This window comes from Bradyrhizobium sp. Gha, assembly GCF_900113735.1.
In the GTDB taxonomy this organism is placed as follows: domain Bacteria; phylum Pseudomonadota; class Alphaproteobacteria; order Rhizobiales; family Xanthobacteraceae; genus Bradyrhizobium.
Genome location: NZ_FOQM01000003.1, coordinates 236240 through 251699, shown reverse-complemented (window position 1 = coordinate 251699; position 15460 = coordinate 236240). Strand labels below are relative to the sequence as shown.

General features: G+C 64.2%; 17 protein-coding genes. 6 read left to right on the top strand and 11 right to left on the bottom strand.

Features of this window, described 5'->3' with window-relative positions; all coding sequences use genetic code 11:
• Positions 1–6: 6 nt before the first annotated feature.
• Both BM222_RS06855 and BM222_RS06850 read left to right on the top strand, forming a co-directional pair.
• The gene (locus BM222_RS06855) at positions 7–6300 is read left to right on the top strand and encodes a HAMP domain-containing protein (RefSeq protein WP_092227521.1); all 6294 of its coding nucleotides are present in this window, start codon (positions 7–9) and stop codon (positions 6298–6300) included.
• 13 nt (positions 6301–6313) lie between these two features.
• The gene (locus BM222_RS06850) at positions 6314–7807 is read left to right on the top strand and encodes an HWE histidine kinase domain-containing protein (RefSeq protein ID WP_092227520.1); all 1494 of its coding nucleotides are present in this window, start codon (positions 6314–6316) and stop codon (positions 7805–7807) included.
• Here the strand turns inward: BM222_RS06850 and BM222_RS06845 are convergent.
• Positions 7804–8097, bottom strand: a complete 294-nt coding sequence (locus BM222_RS06845; protein ID WP_244547024.1) for a hypothetical protein — start codon at positions 8095–8097, stop codon at positions 7804–7806. The genes BM222_RS06850 and BM222_RS06845 overlap by 4 nt on opposite strands.
• A gap of 71 nt (positions 8098–8168) precedes the next feature.
• Here BM222_RS06845 and BM222_RS06840 point away from each other — a divergent pair, with 71 nt between their 5' ends.
• Together BM222_RS06840 and BM222_RS06835 are read left to right on the top strand one after the other, a co-directional pair.
• Positions 8169–8426, top strand: a complete 258-nt coding sequence (locus tag BM222_RS06840) for a hypothetical protein (RefSeq protein ID WP_092227519.1) — start codon at positions 8169–8171, stop codon at positions 8424–8426.
• A gap of 73 nt (positions 8427–8499) precedes the next feature.
• On the top strand, positions 8500–8733 hold the full coding sequence (locus BM222_RS06835; protein WP_092227518.1) for a hypothetical protein: 234 nt from the start codon (positions 8500–8502) through the stop codon (positions 8731–8733).
• A gap of 53 nt (positions 8734–8786) precedes the next feature.
• Here the strand turns inward: BM222_RS06835 and BM222_RS06830 are convergent, their stop codons facing one another.
• Genes BM222_RS06830 through BM222_RS06820 form a run of 3 tightly spaced genes read right to left on the bottom strand, consistent with a single transcriptional unit; the run spans position 8787 to position 9488 of the window.
• Entirely contained in the window at positions 8787–8987 is a 201-nt protein-coding gene (locus BM222_RS06830; RefSeq protein WP_092227517.1) for a hypothetical protein, read from the bottom strand.
• 35 nt (positions 8988–9022) lie between these two features.
• A complete protein-coding gene (locus BM222_RS06825; protein ID WP_092227516.1) occupies positions 9023–9232 on the bottom strand; it encodes a hypothetical protein in 210 nt (69 codons plus the stop codon).
• 34 nt (positions 9233–9266) lie between these two features.
• Positions 9267–9488, bottom strand: a complete 222-nt coding sequence (locus tag BM222_RS06820) for a hypothetical protein (RefSeq protein ID WP_092227751.1) — start codon at positions 9486–9488, stop codon at positions 9267–9269.
• 115 nt (positions 9489–9603) lie between these two features.
• Between BM222_RS06820 and BM222_RS06815 the strand changes: the two genes are divergently transcribed.
• Positions 9604–9798, top strand: coding sequence for a DUF3072 domain-containing protein (locus BM222_RS06815; protein WP_092227515.1), 195 nt, complete (start codon positions 9604–9606; stop codon positions 9796–9798).
• A 70-nt stretch (positions 9799–9868) separates the two neighbouring features.
• Positions 9869–10165, top strand: coding sequence for a DUF6496 domain-containing protein (locus tag BM222_RS06810; RefSeq protein WP_092227514.1), 297 nt, complete (start codon positions 9869–9871; stop codon positions 10163–10165).
• Between the two features lie 11 nt (positions 10166–10176).
• Here the strand turns inward: BM222_RS06810 and BM222_RS06805 are convergent, their stop codons facing one another.
• The 7 genes from BM222_RS06805 to BM222_RS06780 form a co-directional block, all read right to left on the bottom strand.
• Positions 10177–10539 carry a hypothetical protein gene (locus tag BM222_RS06805; RefSeq protein ID WP_092227750.1) on the bottom strand — a complete coding sequence of 121 codons (363 nt, stop codon included), beginning with the start codon at positions 10537–10539 and terminating at the stop codon, positions 10177–10179.
• Positions 10540–10813: 274 nt separating this feature from the next.
• Complete coding sequence (locus BM222_RS06800; protein WP_092227513.1) at positions 10814–12337, bottom strand: Do family serine endopeptidase; 1524 nt, start codon at positions 12335–12337, stop codon at positions 10814–10816.
• Between the two features lie 148 nt (positions 12338–12485).
• The gene (locus tag BM222_RS06795; RefSeq protein WP_092227512.1) at positions 12486–12698 is read right to left on the bottom strand and encodes a hypothetical protein; all 213 of its coding nucleotides are present in this window, start codon (positions 12696–12698) and stop codon (positions 12486–12488) included.
• Between the two features lie 170 nt (positions 12699–12868).
• Entirely contained in the window at positions 12869–13018 is a 150-nt protein-coding gene (locus BM222_RS40895) for a hypothetical protein (RefSeq protein WP_177243045.1), read from the bottom strand.
• 304 nt (positions 13019–13322) lie between these two features.
• Positions 13323–13520, bottom strand: a complete 198-nt coding sequence (locus BM222_RS06790) for a hypothetical protein (RefSeq protein ID WP_092227511.1) — start codon at positions 13518–13520, stop codon at positions 13323–13325.
• 136 nt (positions 13521–13656) lie between these two features.
• A complete protein-coding gene (locus tag BM222_RS06785) occupies positions 13657–14076 on the bottom strand; it encodes a DUF4118 domain-containing protein (RefSeq protein ID WP_092227510.1) in 420 nt (139 codons plus the stop codon).
• Positions 14077–14213: 137 nt separating this feature from the next.
• Positions 14214–15407, bottom strand: a complete 1194-nt coding sequence (locus BM222_RS06780) for an MFS transporter (RefSeq protein ID WP_092227509.1) — start codon at positions 15405–15407, stop codon at positions 14214–14216.
• Positions 15408–15460 lie beyond the last annotated feature (53 nt).

Genomic DNA, 15460 nt, shown 5'->3' with positions numbered 1-15460 from the left:
ATTAGTATGAGCGACCTCGATCCCGGAACAACATCACGCTCCGGTCGTCGCGTCCCAAAAGCCAAGCCCAACGGCACCTCGGAGCCGGATTCCCGAGCCGAACTGCTGCTCGCGCTTCAGGCGATGCGCAGCGGCGATTTTTCGGTGCGCATGAGCGGCGATTATCTCGGCATCGACGGCAAGATTGCCGACACTTTCAACGAAATCATCGCGGCCAACCAGCGCATGGCGCAGCAGCTGGAGCTGGTCGGCCAGGTGGTCGGACGCGAAGGCAAGACCCGGCAGCGCGTGAAGTTCGGGCTCGCCAGCGGCTCCTGGGCCGACATGGAAGGCTCCGTCAACACGCTGATCGACGATCTGTTGTGGCCGACCCGCGAGGTGACGCGCGCGGTCGCGGCCGTGGCACAGGGCGACCTGATCCAGACCGTCAAGCTCGACGTCGAGGGCCGCCCGCTGCGCGGTGAATTCCTGCAATCGGCAACCATCGTCAACACGATGATCAAGCAGCTCGGCGTGTTCACCTCCGAGGTGACGCGCGTGGCGCGCGAGGTCGGCACCGAGGGCAAGCTCGGCGGGCAGGCCCAGGTGCCTGAGGTGACCGGCGTCTGGAAGGACTTGACCGAGAGCGTCAACTCCATGGCGAACAACCTGACCAACCAGGTTCGCAACATCGCCGAGGTGACGATCGCGGTCGCCAACGGCGACCTCTCCAAGAAGATCACGGTCGACGTCCGCGGCGAGATCCTTCAGCTCAAGGAAGCCATCAACACGATGGTGGACCAGCTGCGCTCCTTTGCATCCGAAGTGACGCGCGTGGCGCGCGAAGTCGGCACCGACGGCAAGCTCGGCGGTCAAGCCATCGTGCCAGGTGTCGCCGGCACATGGAAGGACCTCACCGATTCCGTCAACGCGATGTGCGGTAACTTGACCGCACAGGTCCGCAACATCGCCAACGTGACCACCGCCGTGGCGCGCGGCGACTTGTCCCGCAAGATCACGGTCGACGTGCGCGGCGAAATCCTCGAGCTGAAGGACACCATCAACACCATGGTGGACCAGCTCAACTCCTTCGCCTCCGAGGTGACGCGCGTGGCGCGCGAGGTCGGCACCGAAGGCAAGCTCGGCGGCCAGGCGCAGGTGCCGGGCGTCGCCGGTACCTGGAAGGACCTCACCGACAACGTCAACTTCATGGCGTCGAACCTGACGGCGCAGGTCCGCAACATCGCCGACGTCGCCACGGCGATCGCGGGCGGCGACTTGTCGAAGAAGATCACCGTGAACGTGTCGGGCGAGATCCTTCAGCTGAAGGAGACGCTCAACACCTGCGTGGACCAGCTCAACGCGTTTGCCGGCGAAGTCACGCGTGTCGCCCGCGAGGTCGGCACCGAGGGACGATTGGGTGGCCAGGCCAACGTGCTCGGCGTTGCCGGCACCTGGAAGGATCTCACGGAGAGCGTGAACTCGATGGCGTCGAACCTGACCGCTCAGGTTCGCAACATCGCCGAGGTGACGACGGCCGTCGCCGGCGGCGATTTGTCCAAGAAGATCACCGTGGACGTGCGCGGCGAAATTCTGGAGCTGAAAGACACCATCAACACGATGGTGGACCAGCTCAACGCCTTCGCCGGCGAAGTCACGCGCGTCGCGCGGGAGGTCGGCACCGAAGGCAAGCTCGGTGGTCAGGCCCAGGTGCGCGGCGTCGCCGGCACCTGGAAGGACCTGACCGACTCCGTCAACTCGATGGCCTCGAACCTGACCGGTCAGGTCCGCAACATCGCCGAGGTCGCCACTGCCGTCGCCAAGGGCGATCTGTCCAAGAAGATCACGGTGAACGTATCGGGCGAAATCCTTCAGCTGAAGGAAACGCTCAACACGATGGTGGACCAGCTCAACGCCTTCGCCGGCGAAGTCACCCGCGTCGCGCGCGAGGTCGGCACCGAAGGCAAGCTCGGCGGTCAGGCCCAGGTGACGGGCGTCGCCGGCACCTGGAAGGATCTCACCGACAACGTGAACTCGATGGCGGGCAACCTCACGGCCCAGGTCCGCAACATCGCCGAGGTCGCGACCGCGATCGCCGGCGGCGACCTCTCGCGCAAGATCACGGTGGACGTGCGCGGCGAGATCCTTCAGCTGAAGGACACCCTCAACACGATGGTCGACCAGCTCAACCGCTTCGCCGGCGAGGTGACGCGCGTCGCGCGCGAGGTCGGCACCGAAGGCCGTTTGGGGGGCCAAGCCAACGTGCCCGGCGTCGCCGGCACCTGGAAGGATCTGACGGATTCCGTGAATTCGATGGCCGGCAACCTCACCGCGCAGGTCCGCAACATCGCCGAGGTGACGACAGCCGTGGCGCGCGGCGACTTGTCGCGCAAGATCACCGTCGACGTGAAGGGCGAAATCCTCGAGCTGAAAAACACCATCAACACCATGGTGGACCAGCTCAACGGGTTTGCCGGCGAAGTCACGCGCGTCGCACGCGAGGTCGGCACCGAAGGCAAGCTCGGTGGCCAGGCCGAAGTGCCAGGCGTTGCCGGCACCTGGAAGGACCTCACCGACAACGTCAACTTCATGGCCTCCAACCTGACGGCCCAGGTCCGCAACATCGCCGAGGTCGCGACGGCGATCGCCGGCGGCGATTTGTCGAAGAAGATCACGGTGGACGTGCGCGGCGAAATCCTGCTGCTCAAGGACACCCTCAACACCATGGTGGAGCAGCTCCGCTCCTTCGCCGCCGAAGTGACGCGCGTCGCGCGCGAGGTCGGCACCGAAGGCCGGCTCGGCGGTCAGGCCGTGGTGCCCGGCGTCGGCGGCACCTGGAAGGACCTCACCGACAACGTCAACCTGCTCGCCGCAAACCTCACCACGCAGGTCCGCAATATCGCCGAAGTCACCACTGCCGTGGCGCGCGGCGACTTGTCGCGCAAGATCACCGTGGACGTGAAGGGCGAGATCCTCGAGCTGAAAAACACGATCAACACCATGGTCGACCAGCTCAACGCCTTTGCCGGTGAAGTCACCCGCGTGGCGCGCGAAGTCGGCACCGAAGGCGAGCTCGGGGGTCAGGCGCAGGTGCCCGGAGTGGCCGGCACCTGGAAGGATCTCACTGACACCGTCAACTTCATGGCGGCGAACCTGACCGAGCAGGTCCGCGGCATCGTCAAGGTGGTGACCGCCGTTGCCAACGGTGATTTGAAGCAAAATCTCACCGTGAAGTCGAAGGGCGAAGTCGCAGCGCTTGCCGATACCATCAACAACATGACCGAGACGCTCGCGACCTTCGCCGATCAGGTGAGCTCGGTGGCGCGCGAGGTCGGCGTCGAAGGTCGATTGGGCGGTCAGGCCGACGTGCCCGGCGCGGCCGGCACCTGGAAAGACCTGACCGGCAACGTCAACCTGCTGGCAGCCAACCTCACCTCGCAGGTGCGCGCGATCGCGGAAGTGGCGACCGCCGTGACCAAGGGCGACTTGACGCGGTCTATTCAGGTCGACGCCCGCGGCGAAGTTGCCGAGCTGAAAGACAACATCAACACGATGATCACGAACCTCCGTCTGACGACGGAGCTGAACACCGAGCAGGATTGGCTGAAGACCAACCTCGCGAAATTCACCAACATGCTGCAGGGCCAACGCGATCTGACCACCGTCGGCCGGCTGCTGCTGACCGAGCTGTCGCCATTGGTGAACGCGCATACCGGCGTGATCTACCAGGTCGAGAGCGAGGACAATCCGCGGCTGCTGCTGCTCGCCTCCTATGCCGGGGACGGCATTTATCCCTATCCGCGCGTGGTGCCGTTCGGCGATGGCCTGATCGGCCAGTGCGCGGTCGACCGGCGTCCCCGCGTGGTCGCCGACATTCCCGCCGACGTGGTGCCGATCAATTCGGCGCTGCTCCGCGTCGCGCCGAAGAACCTCGTGGTGCTGCCTGTGCTGTTCGAAGGCCAGGTCAAGGCGGTGATCGAGCTCGCCTCGCTCACCTCGTTCACGACCTCGCAGATGACGTTCCTGGAGCAGCTGACGGACTCCATCGGCATCGTGCTCAATTCGATCGAAGCGACGATGCAGACCGAGGGCCTGCTCAAGCAGTCGCAGCAACTCGCCGGCGAGCTGCAGACGCAGCAGCGCGAATTGCAGCAGACCAACGACCAGCTCGAGCAGAAGGCCCAGCAGCTCGCCGAGCGTAACGTCGAGGTCGAGCGCAAGAATCAGGAAATCGAGCAGGCCCGCCGCGCGCTCGAGGAAAAGGCGACCGAGCTCGCCCTGACCTCGAAGTACAAGTCGGAATTCCTGGCCAATATGAGCCACGAGCTGCGCACGCCGCTGAACTCGATCCTGATCCTCGGCCAGCAGCTCACCGACAATCCGGACGGCAACCTCTCCGCCAAGCAGGTCGAATTCGCCCGCACCATCCATGGCGCCGGCACCGATCTCCTCAACCTCATCAGCGACATTCTCGATCTCTCCAAGATCGAATCCGGCACGGTGACCGTCGACGCCGAGGAAATCCTCACGACGAACCTGCTCGAGACGGTCGGGCGGCCGTTCCGCCATGAGGCGGAGAACCGCAATCTCTCGTTCAAGATCGACGTCGATCCGAACCTCGCGCGCAGCATCGTCACCGACTCCAAGCGCTTGCAGCAGGTGTTGAAGAACCTGCTCTCCAACGCCTTCAAGTTCACCGCCGAAGGCGAGGTACGGCTGAAGGTCGCCGGCGCGCTCGGCGGCTGGAGCACGGATCATCCGGTGCTGAACGCCGCGGCGGCCGTCATCGCCTTCGAGGTCTCCGATACCGGGATCGGCATTCCGCCGGAGAAGCAAAAGCTGATCTTCGAGGCGTTCCAGCAGGCGGATGCCGGCACCAGCCGCAAATACGGCGGCACCGGTCTCGGCCTTGCCATCAGCCGCGAGCTCGCGAGCCTGCTCGGCGGCGAGATCCATCTGCGCAGCTTCCCGGGCAAAGGCTCGACCTTCACGCTGTATCTGCCGCTGAAATATTCGGGCCCGACATTGGCGTCCCGCGCGACGCCGGCGCAGCAATACAATCAGACGCCGGCGCTTCAGCCGATCGCCGCTGCGCCCGAACGCGTCATCGAGCAGCTACCCGACGACCGGCTCAATCTCGAACCCGGCGACAGCATCCTCCTGATCGTCGAGGACGATCCGCACTATGCCCGCATCCTGGTGGATCTTGCGCGCGACAAGGGGTTCAAGGTGCTCGTGGCCGCGCGCGGCGCCGAAGCGCTCGAGCTTGCCAAGCAATACCAGCCGAGCGCCGTTTCGCTGGACGTGTTCCTGCCCGACATGCTCGGCTGGACGGTGCTGAGCCAGCTCAAGCACAACCCGCTGACGCGCCACATTCCCGTGCAGATCATTACCCTGGACGAGGACCGCCAGCATGCGCTGGCCCGCGGCGCGTTCTCCTTCGTCAACAAGCCGACGACGACCGAGGGCGTTGCCGCAGCGCTGACCCAGATCAAGGAATATGCGCGTCCCAGGCGCAAGCGGCTCCTGATCGTCGAGGACAATGAAGCCGAGCAGCTGTCGATCCGGGAGCTGCTGCATCACGACGACATCGAGATCGTCACCACCGACACCGGTGCCGGCGCGCTCTCGACGCTGCGCGAGGTGCCCTGCGATTGCGTGGTGCTCGATCTCAGGCTGCCCGACATGAGCGGCTTCGAGGTGCTGGACCAGATCCGCCGCGACGATGCGCTGTCGAACGTTCCCGTGGTGGTGTTCACCGGCCGTGAGCTTTCCGCGGAGGAGGATGCCGAACTCCACACCATGGCGCGCAGCATCGTGGTCAAGGGCGTGGAATCGCCCGAGCGCCTGCTCGACGAGACTGCGTTGTTCCTGCATCGCGTCATCACGGAGCTGCCGGTCGAGAAGCAGCGCATGCTGGAGAAGCTGAACAGTTCCGACGAGGATCTGATCGGCAAGACGGCACTGCTCGTCGACGACGATGCCCGCAACATCTTCGCGCTATCGAGCGTGCTGGAGCGGCGCGGCATGAAAGTGCTGACGGCGACCACCGGCCGCGAGGCGGTGACGCTGGTCGAATCCAACCCGGAAATCGCCATCGTGCTCATGGACATCATGATGCCGCAGATGGATGGCTATCAGACCATCGGCGTGATCCGGGAGAACCCGGCCTTGCTGCGCCTGCCGATCATCGCGCTGACGGCGAAGGCGATGAAGGGCGACCGCGAGAAATGCCTCGAGGCCGGCGCCTCGGACTATCTGGCAAAGCCCGTCAATACCGATCAATTGCTGCTTGCAATCCGCATGTGGCTGCATCGCTGAGTGGGATCCGCGAATGGACCATGAAAAGGTCAATATCCTCCTCGTCGACGACCAGCCGGCCAAGCTGCTTGCTTACGAGGTGATCCTGAAGGAACTCGGCGAGAACCTCGTGATCGCCTCGTCAGGCCGCGAGGCGCTGGAGGTGCTGCTCAAGACCGAGATCGCGGTGATCCTGGTCGACGTCTGCATGCCCGAGCTCGATGGCTTCGAGCTCGCCGCGATGATCCGCGAGCATCCGCGCTTCCAGAAGACCGCGATGATCTTCATCTCGGCGATTCAAGTCAGCGACATCGACCGCTTGCGCGGCTACGAGATGGGTGCGGTCGACTACGTGCCGGTGCCCGTCATACCGGAGGTGCTGCGTGCCAAGGTCAAGGTGTTTGCCGAGCTGTACCGCAAGACGCGCGAGCTCGAACGGCTGAACCAGGACCTCGAGGATCGCGTCCGCGCCCGCACGGCCGAGCTCGAGAATTCCACCGCAAAGCTGCGCGAGAGCGAAGAGCGTCGCAGCATGGCGATCGCTGCCGGCAAGATGGGATCCTGGGATTGGGATTGGATCAACGGCGACTGGATGTGGGACGAGGGCCAGTACCGCATTTTCGGCGTGACGCCGGAGACCTTCAACGTCACCTCGGCCAACGTCCAGGCACTGCTGCATCCCGACGACGCCGACCAGTTCAGCCGGGCCATTGCCGCCTTCAACACCGGCTCTCACGCCTATGAAGGTGAGTTTCGTATCCGCCGGCCGGATGGCGAGGTGCGCTGGTGCGTCGGCACGGCGGCCGCCACCGTTGATCCCAACGGCCGCGTCGTGCGGGTGAGCGGCGTCACGGTCGACATCACCGAACGCAAGCGCGCCGAGGAGCGGCAGAACCTGCTGGCGCGTGAAGTCGATCATCGCGCCAAGAACGCACTCGCGCTCGCACAGTCGATCGTGCGCCTGACCCGCGCCGACGAGGTCAAGGCTTATGTCAACGCGGTCGAGGGCCGCATCAACGCGCTCGCGCGCGTGCACACCATCCTGTCGCTGTCCAGCTGGCGGGGCGCCGAGCTCTCGAGGCTGATCGAGGAAGAGCTTGCACCCTACTCGCTGAGCGGACAGATCAAGTTTGCGGGCCCGGAGGTGCAATTGCTGCCGGCGACGGCGCAGACACTTGCGCTGGCGCTGCACGAGCTCTTCACCAATTCGGCGAAGTATGGCGCGCTCTCGACACGGTCGGGACGGCTCACGATCGGCTGGCAGGCCGAGAACGATCTCCTCACCTTGACCTGGGAAGAAACCGGCGGTCCCCTGGTCAGAGCGCCGAAAGCGCGTGGCTTCGGAACGAGAAGCCTGCTGGCCAGCGTGGAATCCCAGCTCGGCGGACAGGCGCAATTTGATTGGCGTTCGGAGGGCCTGTTGTGCCGCCTCGATGTTCCGTTGACGCGCAAGAGCGCGGCAACATCGGAAGCGCTGGACAAGTTTGAGGCCAGCGACTCTCTGGAGCTTCAGCGCGCCTCGGGTTAACGCGACGCCGCGAGTTTCAATCGGGACATCGGCCGCGGCTCGTCGGCGACGCGTCCCTCGAGCCAGGCTTCCGTCTGCGCAAGATCGCGCAAGGCCGTCGCATAACGGAGGGCCGCGCTGCGCTCGGGACCGCGCGGCAGCTTGCGGGCCTTGCGCAGCATGTCGGCCGCCGCGTTACGGTAGGCCAACGAGCGATAGAGAAAGACCACTTTACCCATCTCAGATGTTCCCGTGTTGACGCCGATCCATCTTCGCAAGGCCGGGATGAACGCCGCATGAAAACGGGTCATGACAATTCTTTCATGCGGACGGAACCCGCGATCGCGACTCGCGTTTCCATGCCAGATCGAGCGGCAGAGCCATGCGCGCAAAAAAATCCTCAGGCCTGATCTCTTCCACCGGCATCATCAAGTTGATGACGCACGCGATGATGGGCGCGGCACTCGGTCTTGCCTTCACGCTCGCGCTCATTCTGGCCAATCCTGCGGTCGCCGAGTTGCTGAACCAGGGCGGTAGCTCGGCTGTCTTCGTCTTCGCCGCGACGTTCGTGACGACGTTTGCGATTGGCGCAGCGCTGACGGGAATTGTATTCATCCTGAGCGAAGACAAGCAATCTTGACACTTTGTTCGGAACTCCTGCGACCGCAAGCGGTTGGCTGCCTGCGTCAATTCAACCCAGGGAGTTCCTTCACATGAAGACGACCAAGCTCGCTCTTGCCGTGATGCTGGCCACCGGCCTCGCCGCCGCGCCGTTCGCCGCGCAGGCCAAGTCGCACAAGAAGCACCATTCCTCGATGTCGCAGACCACGACGGGAGCAAACATGAAGAAGAACGTTGCTCCCGACGCGTCCGGCCAGGGTGGCGCCGGCCCCGGCAGCGACCAGGGCGGCAGCATGACCAAGCCCCAGAACGGCATGAGCAAGTAAGCGCCGCAATAGAAGCCCCGCGGTGACGCGGGGCTTTCCGGCCGGAATTCCCCTTAACGCCACATCGTCGGCGGGCGGGTCAGAGCGTGCCGGGCGGCCTGTTTCAAATCCTCAAGAGAGCAATTGTGCTCGCGCGCGACTGCACGCAATCTCGCGGCGACGCGCTCGCGCAGCGTCGTATCCCACGGGGGAATGTCCGCGCAGACTTCATCGAGCACCGCCTGCAGCGCGGCGGTCATGTCGGCATGCGGCATGGACGAGCTCCAGCATGTCGCGTTACGCGACCGCTTTAGCTGCGTCGGATGTCAGTGATGTTAAGGGAGCCGCCCGCGGAGGCTGTCTTGACGAGATGATCAAGCTGGGCCCGCTTGCGCATGATCAGGATCTGGGCCGCAGCATCATCGAGGCCCTCGCGCTGCAACTGCCGGATCGCGGAGCCCAATTCGAGGATCTCGGCGCGCAGTTTCAGAATCCGGTAGGTGTCCGGGCCTTCCTCCACCACAAGCCTCCATCCACCACATGCGTCGTCTGCTTCAGCGCCGCGCAGCCACGCTTGCCGCTTTGCTCTCGCTCTTCGGCGGACCAAGGCGCGCCCGGTCACGGATGTCGGGCAACACCTCGCCGCCGCCTGCGGCTTTCCATTCGGCGATCAGCAGAGTGATTTTCCGGCGCAGATCCATCTGCGCCTGAACCCGTTCGGTGCAGTCTCGGTCGCGATTGACGAGATCGCGCACGGTCGCCTCGATATCGGCCATCTCAAGCCTGAAGGCCCTGATTTTGCGTCGAATTTCATTGATTCGGTTGTCCATGGCTTGTTAGAACAAAATAAGAACATATAGTCAAGCCACGATTTCGAGATGGAGAGCGGACATGCAAGTTCACGGTCAATATCAGGCCAAGGCTTTTCTCACGGAGCAGATGACCCGGGCGCAGGGGCTGCGGCTGAAACGGCTCAGCGAAGAGGCCTACCAGCCAGCCCAGTACGATCGCGCTCTGTCTTTTGCCGAAGCCGCGCGCCGCATCCAGGTGCTGGAGGCGGAGATCGAGCTCGCGAACTCGTTCTGAAGCGCTGCCGGCGCCCTTGGAACGTTGCGTCAGCAATACGGTTCTTTCCCTGGGCCAAGGGAGAGAGTTGATGGCACGCAAGGCAAAGAAGCGCCGCTACTCACGCAGTGCCGGCAGCGACGTCGAGCGCGAGATGCGCCGCTACAAGAAGGGGACCGCCAAGAGCGGACCGGGCGGTCGCGGCGGACGCGTGAAGAGCCGCAAGCAGGCGATCGCAATCGGTCTGTCGGAAGCGCGCGCGAAGGGCAAGAAGGTCCCGAAGAAGGCATCGAAGCGGAAGACGTCCAAGAAAAAGAAGACGTCCAAGAAGGCGACCAAGAGAAAGACGACCAGGAAGAGCTCGAAGCGCAAGTCCAGCAAGCGATGACGCTGGCGGCGTCAGATCATGCTGCCGGGCATGAAGCAGCGGATCGAAACACCGAAAACCGTCTTGACCGGCCAGACCATGGTGCGGCCGGCGCGGTTCGGCTCGGTGATCACGGCTTCGTCGGGCACCTCCACCCACTCCCCGTCGAGGCGGACTCGATAGTGCCCATTGTGGGATTCCCAGTCGGGATCGGCCACGGCAACGCCGTCGGCATCGGAGCAGCACGGACCAAGATGGCTGCGCAGGCTGTCGAACCAGGGCTTGAGCGGCGAGTCGGTGAAGCGGCCGTCATCGCGCCCCAAGGCGCTTCCAGTCCACAGCACAAGCGGCGCTACGAGCAGCGCAAGCTTCAGCGAGAGCTTCAATCGATCCATGTCGGCACCGATCAAATGCGAACCGCCGGTCGGTTCCACAAAACAGCCGGACGTGACGTTTCACTCTTGCAATTCACCTCGGCGGCTTCATTGCAGCCGAAGCACAACACACTATTCCGAAAGTCTGACTTGCGAACGCGGCTTTTTCGGGCGAACCGGTCACCATTGCTGCCGTTAACGAGAATGTTATCGATGCCCTGTGGGTATCTCGCGGGCGCGCACGAAAAAGGCGGCCCACAGGCCGCCTTTTGACTTTGCCGTCGCGAGCGCGAGACTATGCGAGCGGCACTGCGACGAAGCGGGTCGCCTCCGCGTTCTTCACCTGCAACAGCACGGTTTTCTTGCCCGATGATTTGGCCTGCGCCAACTCGGAGCGAACGTCGCCGACATTGGCGACCGCCTTGCCGCCGACATTGAGAATGACGTCGCCGGTCTGGATGCCATGCTGTGCCGCCGGTCCCTCCGGATCGACCTCGGTGACCACGACGCCCTTCTGGCCTGCGCCCTGAACCTCGCCGGCCGGCGCCAGGCTGAGGCCGAGGCGCGGCGTGCCGGGCGCCTGCTGCGTTTTGCCCTCGTCGGCTTTGGCCTGCCGTTCATTCGGCAGCTCGCCAAGCGCAAGGGTCACGGTCTTGCTGTCGCCCTTGTGGATGACGTCGAGCTTCACCGATGTGCCCGGCGCCAACCCGGCGATGGTGCGCGCGAGATCGCGGGAGTCCTTGATCGCCGTGCCGTTGACGGCGGTGATGACGTCGCCCGCCTCGATGCCCGCCTTCGCCGCCGGGCTGCCATCCTGCGGGTTGTCGACGATCGCGCCGCGCGCCGCCTTGAGGCCGAGGCTGTCGGCGATCTCCGCGGTCACCGGCTGCACCTGCACGCCGAGCCAGCCGCGGGTCACTGAACCCTTGTCCTTCAGCTGCGCGACGACAAGCTTTGCAGTCGCGGACGGAATATCGAAGCCGATGCCGACCGAGCCGCCCGACGGCGAATAGATCGCAGTGTTCACGCCGATCACATTGCCGTTCATGTCGAAGGCCGGACCGCCGGAATTGCCCTTGTTGATCGGCGCATCGATCTGGATGAAGTCGTCGTAAGGACCGTTGCCGATATCGCGGCCGTTGGCCGAGACGATGCCGGCCGTCACGGTGCCGCCGAGACCGAAGGGATTGCCGACAGCGACCACCCAGTCGCCGATCCGCGGCTTCTGATCGGAGAATTTCACGAACGGGAAGTTCGTCTTGCCCTCGACCTTGATCAACGCGAGATCGGTCTTCGGGTCGGTGCCGACCACCTTCGCGGTGTAAATCGTGCCATCGTCCGTCGTCACCTGCACCGACTCGGCGTGGTCGACGACGTGGTTATTGGTCACGGCATAGCCGTCTGCGGAGATGAAGAAGCCGGAGCCCTCGCCCGTGATCACCTGATGATGCTGGTGCGGCATGCCATTCATCCCACCCGGGAAGCGGAAGCCGAACTGCTCGAACGGAGAATCCTCGTCCTGATCCATCCGGTTCTGTTGCAGCATCGCGCTCTTGTCGTTGTCGCGGTCGATCTTCACCCGCACGGAGATGACGGCCGGCTTGACCTTGCTGACGAGGTCGGCGAAGCCGGGCGGCGTCGCTGCGCTGTCAGCCGCCTGCGCCGGCGAAATCAGGGAACTCACGCCGAACGGCGTTGACGCGGGAGAAGCAACCAGCACGGCCATGCCAAGCGCGGCCACGGTGCCGAGCAGCGCAAGCCGGCGGGGCTTCAGGATTCTACGGGTCCTGGTGGTGTCGGAATTCTCGCGATCGGTCATGTCGAAATCTCCATGTTTGGGTAAGTCGCCTTGCACCCAACATGGAGATCGTCACCTTACGACGTCCCGTCCACGCGATTAATTCTTGGCAAAGGTCGTGCGGCGGGCCGCCGCAGGGGAATTCTTTCGAGCCATGACGAAAGCACCCTCAGGCCGCAGCGGGATGTTCCCATGCCGCGCCGCCGGTGGCGTCCTCTTCGGGTTGCGCATTGCACGCGTCGAAATGCGCCTTCAATGCGATCTCGGCGAGATGTTCGAAATGTTCGGCCTGACCGAGCAGCTGCCAGTTCTGGAGCGGCCGATAGGCCGCCTGCTGGCGACAGAGGGACGCCAGCGCGCGGTAGCGACGTACGTTCTCCATGAGACCCTCCCTCGCAATTCCAGATCTTATTACCCTGATTTGCGTCACGCCGATGGCGGTTGTGCAAAACATTTTTTGCGCGCCCATCGCTTAACCTGCGTTAACTTTTGGGAAATGCGCAGAGGCGCATTGGTTCCTATCGGACGACGCGATCGGAACTCACAAGGTGTTTAGGCGTAGCGGCGGCGTTCGACGTTGAGGCCGATCAAATCGAAATAATGTTCGATCGGTCGGGGCGGGCGATGAGATAGCCCTGCATAAGCCGCGCGTCGATGGTTCCGGCGCAGCAGCGCTTCGAATCCGATGATCTCGCTGTCCATCCGCGCCTGCGGCTGCAAGTAGAGAGGCGGCGATCGCGGGGCTCGGCATCGCTTCATCTCGGCGCACACGTGTCCGAGGTGCCCGATCTCGGCGAGCGATAGCGCTTCCGCGAGCGTTCAGGCCATCAGCTTCATCGCGATCGTGGCCGCCAGAATGACGATGATCTGGAGCAGGCGCTCTGTCGTGAAAATGCGGTTGAAGGTGGTCATCGCGCGTCCCGGCCGTCGTGGAGATCCCGGCAGGTCGCTAGCACACGCAGATGCCGGGGTAACTCCGTAATAGCCACGGGTATGGGCCAACGCTTCAGGCAGCGCGCGGAGCAGCGTGATCGGCGCGGGCGGCGAAATAGGCTTCCAGCTCCGAGAGCGCGCGAGCTTCCCACTCGCCGGCCTGCTGCAGCAGCGACCAGCGCTGGCCCGGCCGAAACGCCGCGGTCTGGCGATAGAGCGATGCGATGCCGCGATAGCGGCGCACGTTCTCGAAAATGGCGGGTCCGTTCATGTCGAAAGCTCCCTCGTAATCCCGCGGGAGAAATTGCGGCCAAATCTTTTTTGAAAAGTTAGCGCCGCGATGCAGCTCTGCGCATGGTTGCCGGACTGTTGCGCAAGCGCAACGCGCCCTCTGCACCTGCAGCTTTTTACTGCGAATTCGTGGCCGCGCTCTCGCCCGACGACTTCAAGCCGCCGCTCCCGTTGATGGTCATGCTCACGCGGCAGAGATCGGCAAGGCCGATCAGGAGCACGGCCAGGAGGCAGAACAGATTGACGGAATCCGCATTCGCGCTGGAGAGCGGCGTGAACTCGAAGAATGGCGGGATGAACGCCCACCATACCAGGGGAATGGTGAGCAGCGCCGCGAACACCGCTGCCGGTGCGCCCGCGACGATACCGAGCACGAACAGGCTCGGCAGGAACGCCGCGAAATAGAGCTTTGCGCCGAGCGCGACGCAGACGCCTTGAAGCGCAGCCGATGCTGCGACGACCACAAATCCGAGCAGAAATGCCTGCCACGACCATGGCCGTACTCGCGGTACGCCAACCAGTCCCGCACGCCTCATAAGGCCTCCCGTGCCGCCGTTAACCCGGCCGCTTGCGACCAAAGTACTACAGATGCTGGGAAATCGCGAGATGGAAATTGCCTCCTCCAAACCGCCCGATCCCGTGCTTGGTAAACGGTCCCCGCACAATCGTACCGCTATTCGGTGGCCGCGTAGAGCAGGCTGGCGACCGGCACCGCAAGGCCAATGGCCGAGGCCAGCGTCCAGCCGCCTTGCGCGAACGCCCAGGTGCCGAGCGCGGATCCGGCCGCGCCGGCGGCGAAGAACGTCGCCATATAGAGCCCGTTCAGGCGGCTGCGATGCTCGTGCCCGAGCACGAAGATGGCACGGAAGCCGAGCACGACATTGCCCTGCACGCCGAAATCGATCGCGATGGCGGCCGCCGCGAGACTGGCGAGGTTGAGCATCGATCCGGCCGCGCCGATATGGGTCGTCAGGAAGCCAAGCGCGACGGACAGCATCGCGGCGATCGTGGCGCTGCGGCTATGACCACGATCGGCCAGCCGTCCCGCGATCGGCGCCGCGAACACACCGGAGACGCCGGCGAGCGCGAACAGCGCGATGCCGCTCTGGGTGAAGCCGAATTGGCTCGCGAGCTGGAGCGGCACCACCGTCCAGAACAAGGTGAAGGCGCCGAACAGGCCGGCCTGGTAAAGCGCGCGCCGCCGGAGCAGCGGCATGGTGCGCACCAGATGCGGCATCGACAGCAGCAGCGTGCCGTAATGCATCCGCGCAACCGGTTTGCGCTTCGGCAGCGTGAGGCGAAGCACAGCAATCAGTGAGACCATCAATGCTGCCGAGCAGAAGAACACCGCGTGCCAGGACAGCGCCGCGGTGACGAAGCTCGAGGCCGGTCGCGCCAGCATGATGCCCAGCATCAACCCGGTCGAAACGTTGCCGACGACGCGGCCGCGAATGGCTTCCGGCGCGAGATGCGCGGCATAGGGGATGATGATCTGCACCGCGACCGAGCCGAGCCCGATGAACAGCGCCGCGATCAGGAACGGCAACGCATGGGTCGTAAACCCGGCCGCGACGAGGGCCGCCGCGCCGAGCGCAATGACGGTGCAGATCAACGTTCGGTTCTCGACGAGATCGCCGAGCGGCACGATGAAGAGCAAGCCCGTGCCGTAGCCGATCTGCGTCATGGTCACGATGAGGCCGGCGGCGGCATGCGACAGGCCGAGCGCGGCACTGATCGGGGCGATCAGCGGCTGGGCATAGTAGATGTTGGCGGCGACCATGCCACAGGCCGCGGCGAGCACGAAGGTCAGTCGCTGCGACACCGCATCCGTCTCTGGCGTGGCGTCGATCGTGGCATTCATCGTCATTCCAGAGTCTCCGATTTCCTTATAGGAAACGTTCATTCCCTAATTTTTCAAAA

What these genes read in the sequence shown, in the direction of transcription:
- BM222_RS06855 (WP_092227521.1), top strand. Translation starts at nt 7, where the DNA reads ATGAGCGACCTCGATCCCGGAACAACATCACGCTCCGGTCGTCGCGTC.
- BM222_RS06850 (WP_092227520.1), top strand. Translation starts at nt 6,314, where the DNA reads ATGGACCATGAAAAGGTCAATATCCTCCTCGTCGACGACCAGCCGGCC.
- BM222_RS06845 (WP_244547024.1), bottom strand. Translation starts at nt 8,097, where the DNA reads ATGACCCGTTTTCATGCGGCGTTCATCCCGGCCTTGCGAAGATGGATC.
- BM222_RS06840 (WP_092227519.1), top strand. Translation starts at nt 8,169, where the DNA reads ATGCGCGCAAAAAAATCCTCAGGCCTGATCTCTTCCACCGGCATCATC.
- BM222_RS06835 (WP_092227518.1), top strand. Translation starts at nt 8,500, where the DNA reads ATGAAGACGACCAAGCTCGCTCTTGCCGTGATGCTGGCCACCGGCCTC.
- BM222_RS06830 (WP_092227517.1), bottom strand. Translation starts at nt 8,987, where the DNA reads ATGCCGCATGCCGACATGACCGCCGCGCTGCAGGCGGTGCTCGATGAA.
- BM222_RS06820 (WP_092227751.1), bottom strand. Translation starts at nt 9,488, where the DNA reads ATGGCCGATATCGAGGCGACCGTGCGCGATCTCGTCAATCGCGACCGA.
- BM222_RS06815 (WP_092227515.1), top strand. Translation starts at nt 9,604, where the DNA reads ATGCAAGTTCACGGTCAATATCAGGCCAAGGCTTTTCTCACGGAGCAG.
- BM222_RS06810 (WP_092227514.1), top strand. Translation starts at nt 9,869, where the DNA reads ATGGCACGCAAGGCAAAGAAGCGCCGCTACTCACGCAGTGCCGGCAGC.
- BM222_RS06805 (WP_092227750.1), bottom strand. Translation starts at nt 10,539, where the DNA reads ATGGATCGATTGAAGCTCTCGCTGAAGCTTGCGCTGCTCGTAGCGCCG.
- BM222_RS06800 (WP_092227513.1), bottom strand. Translation starts at nt 12,337, where the DNA reads ATGACCGATCGCGAGAATTCCGACACCACCAGGACCCGTAGAATCCTG.
- BM222_RS06795 (WP_092227512.1), bottom strand. Translation starts at nt 12,698, where the DNA reads ATGGAGAACGTACGTCGCTACCGCGCGCTGGCGTCCCTCTGTCGCCAG.
- BM222_RS40895 (WP_177243045.1), bottom strand. Translation starts at nt 13,018, where the DNA reads ATGGACAGCGAGATCATCGGATTCGAAGCGCTGCTGCGCCGGAACCAT.
- BM222_RS06790 (WP_092227511.1), bottom strand. Translation starts at nt 13,520, where the DNA reads ATGAACGGACCCGCCATTTTCGAGAACGTGCGCCGCTATCGCGGCATC.
- BM222_RS06785 (WP_092227510.1), bottom strand. Translation starts at nt 14,076, where the DNA reads ATGAGGCGTGCGGGACTGGTTGGCGTACCGCGAGTACGGCCATGGTCG.
- BM222_RS06780 (WP_092227509.1), bottom strand. Translation starts at nt 15,407, where the DNA reads ATGACGATGAATGCCACGATCGACGCCACGCCAGAGACGGATGCGGTG.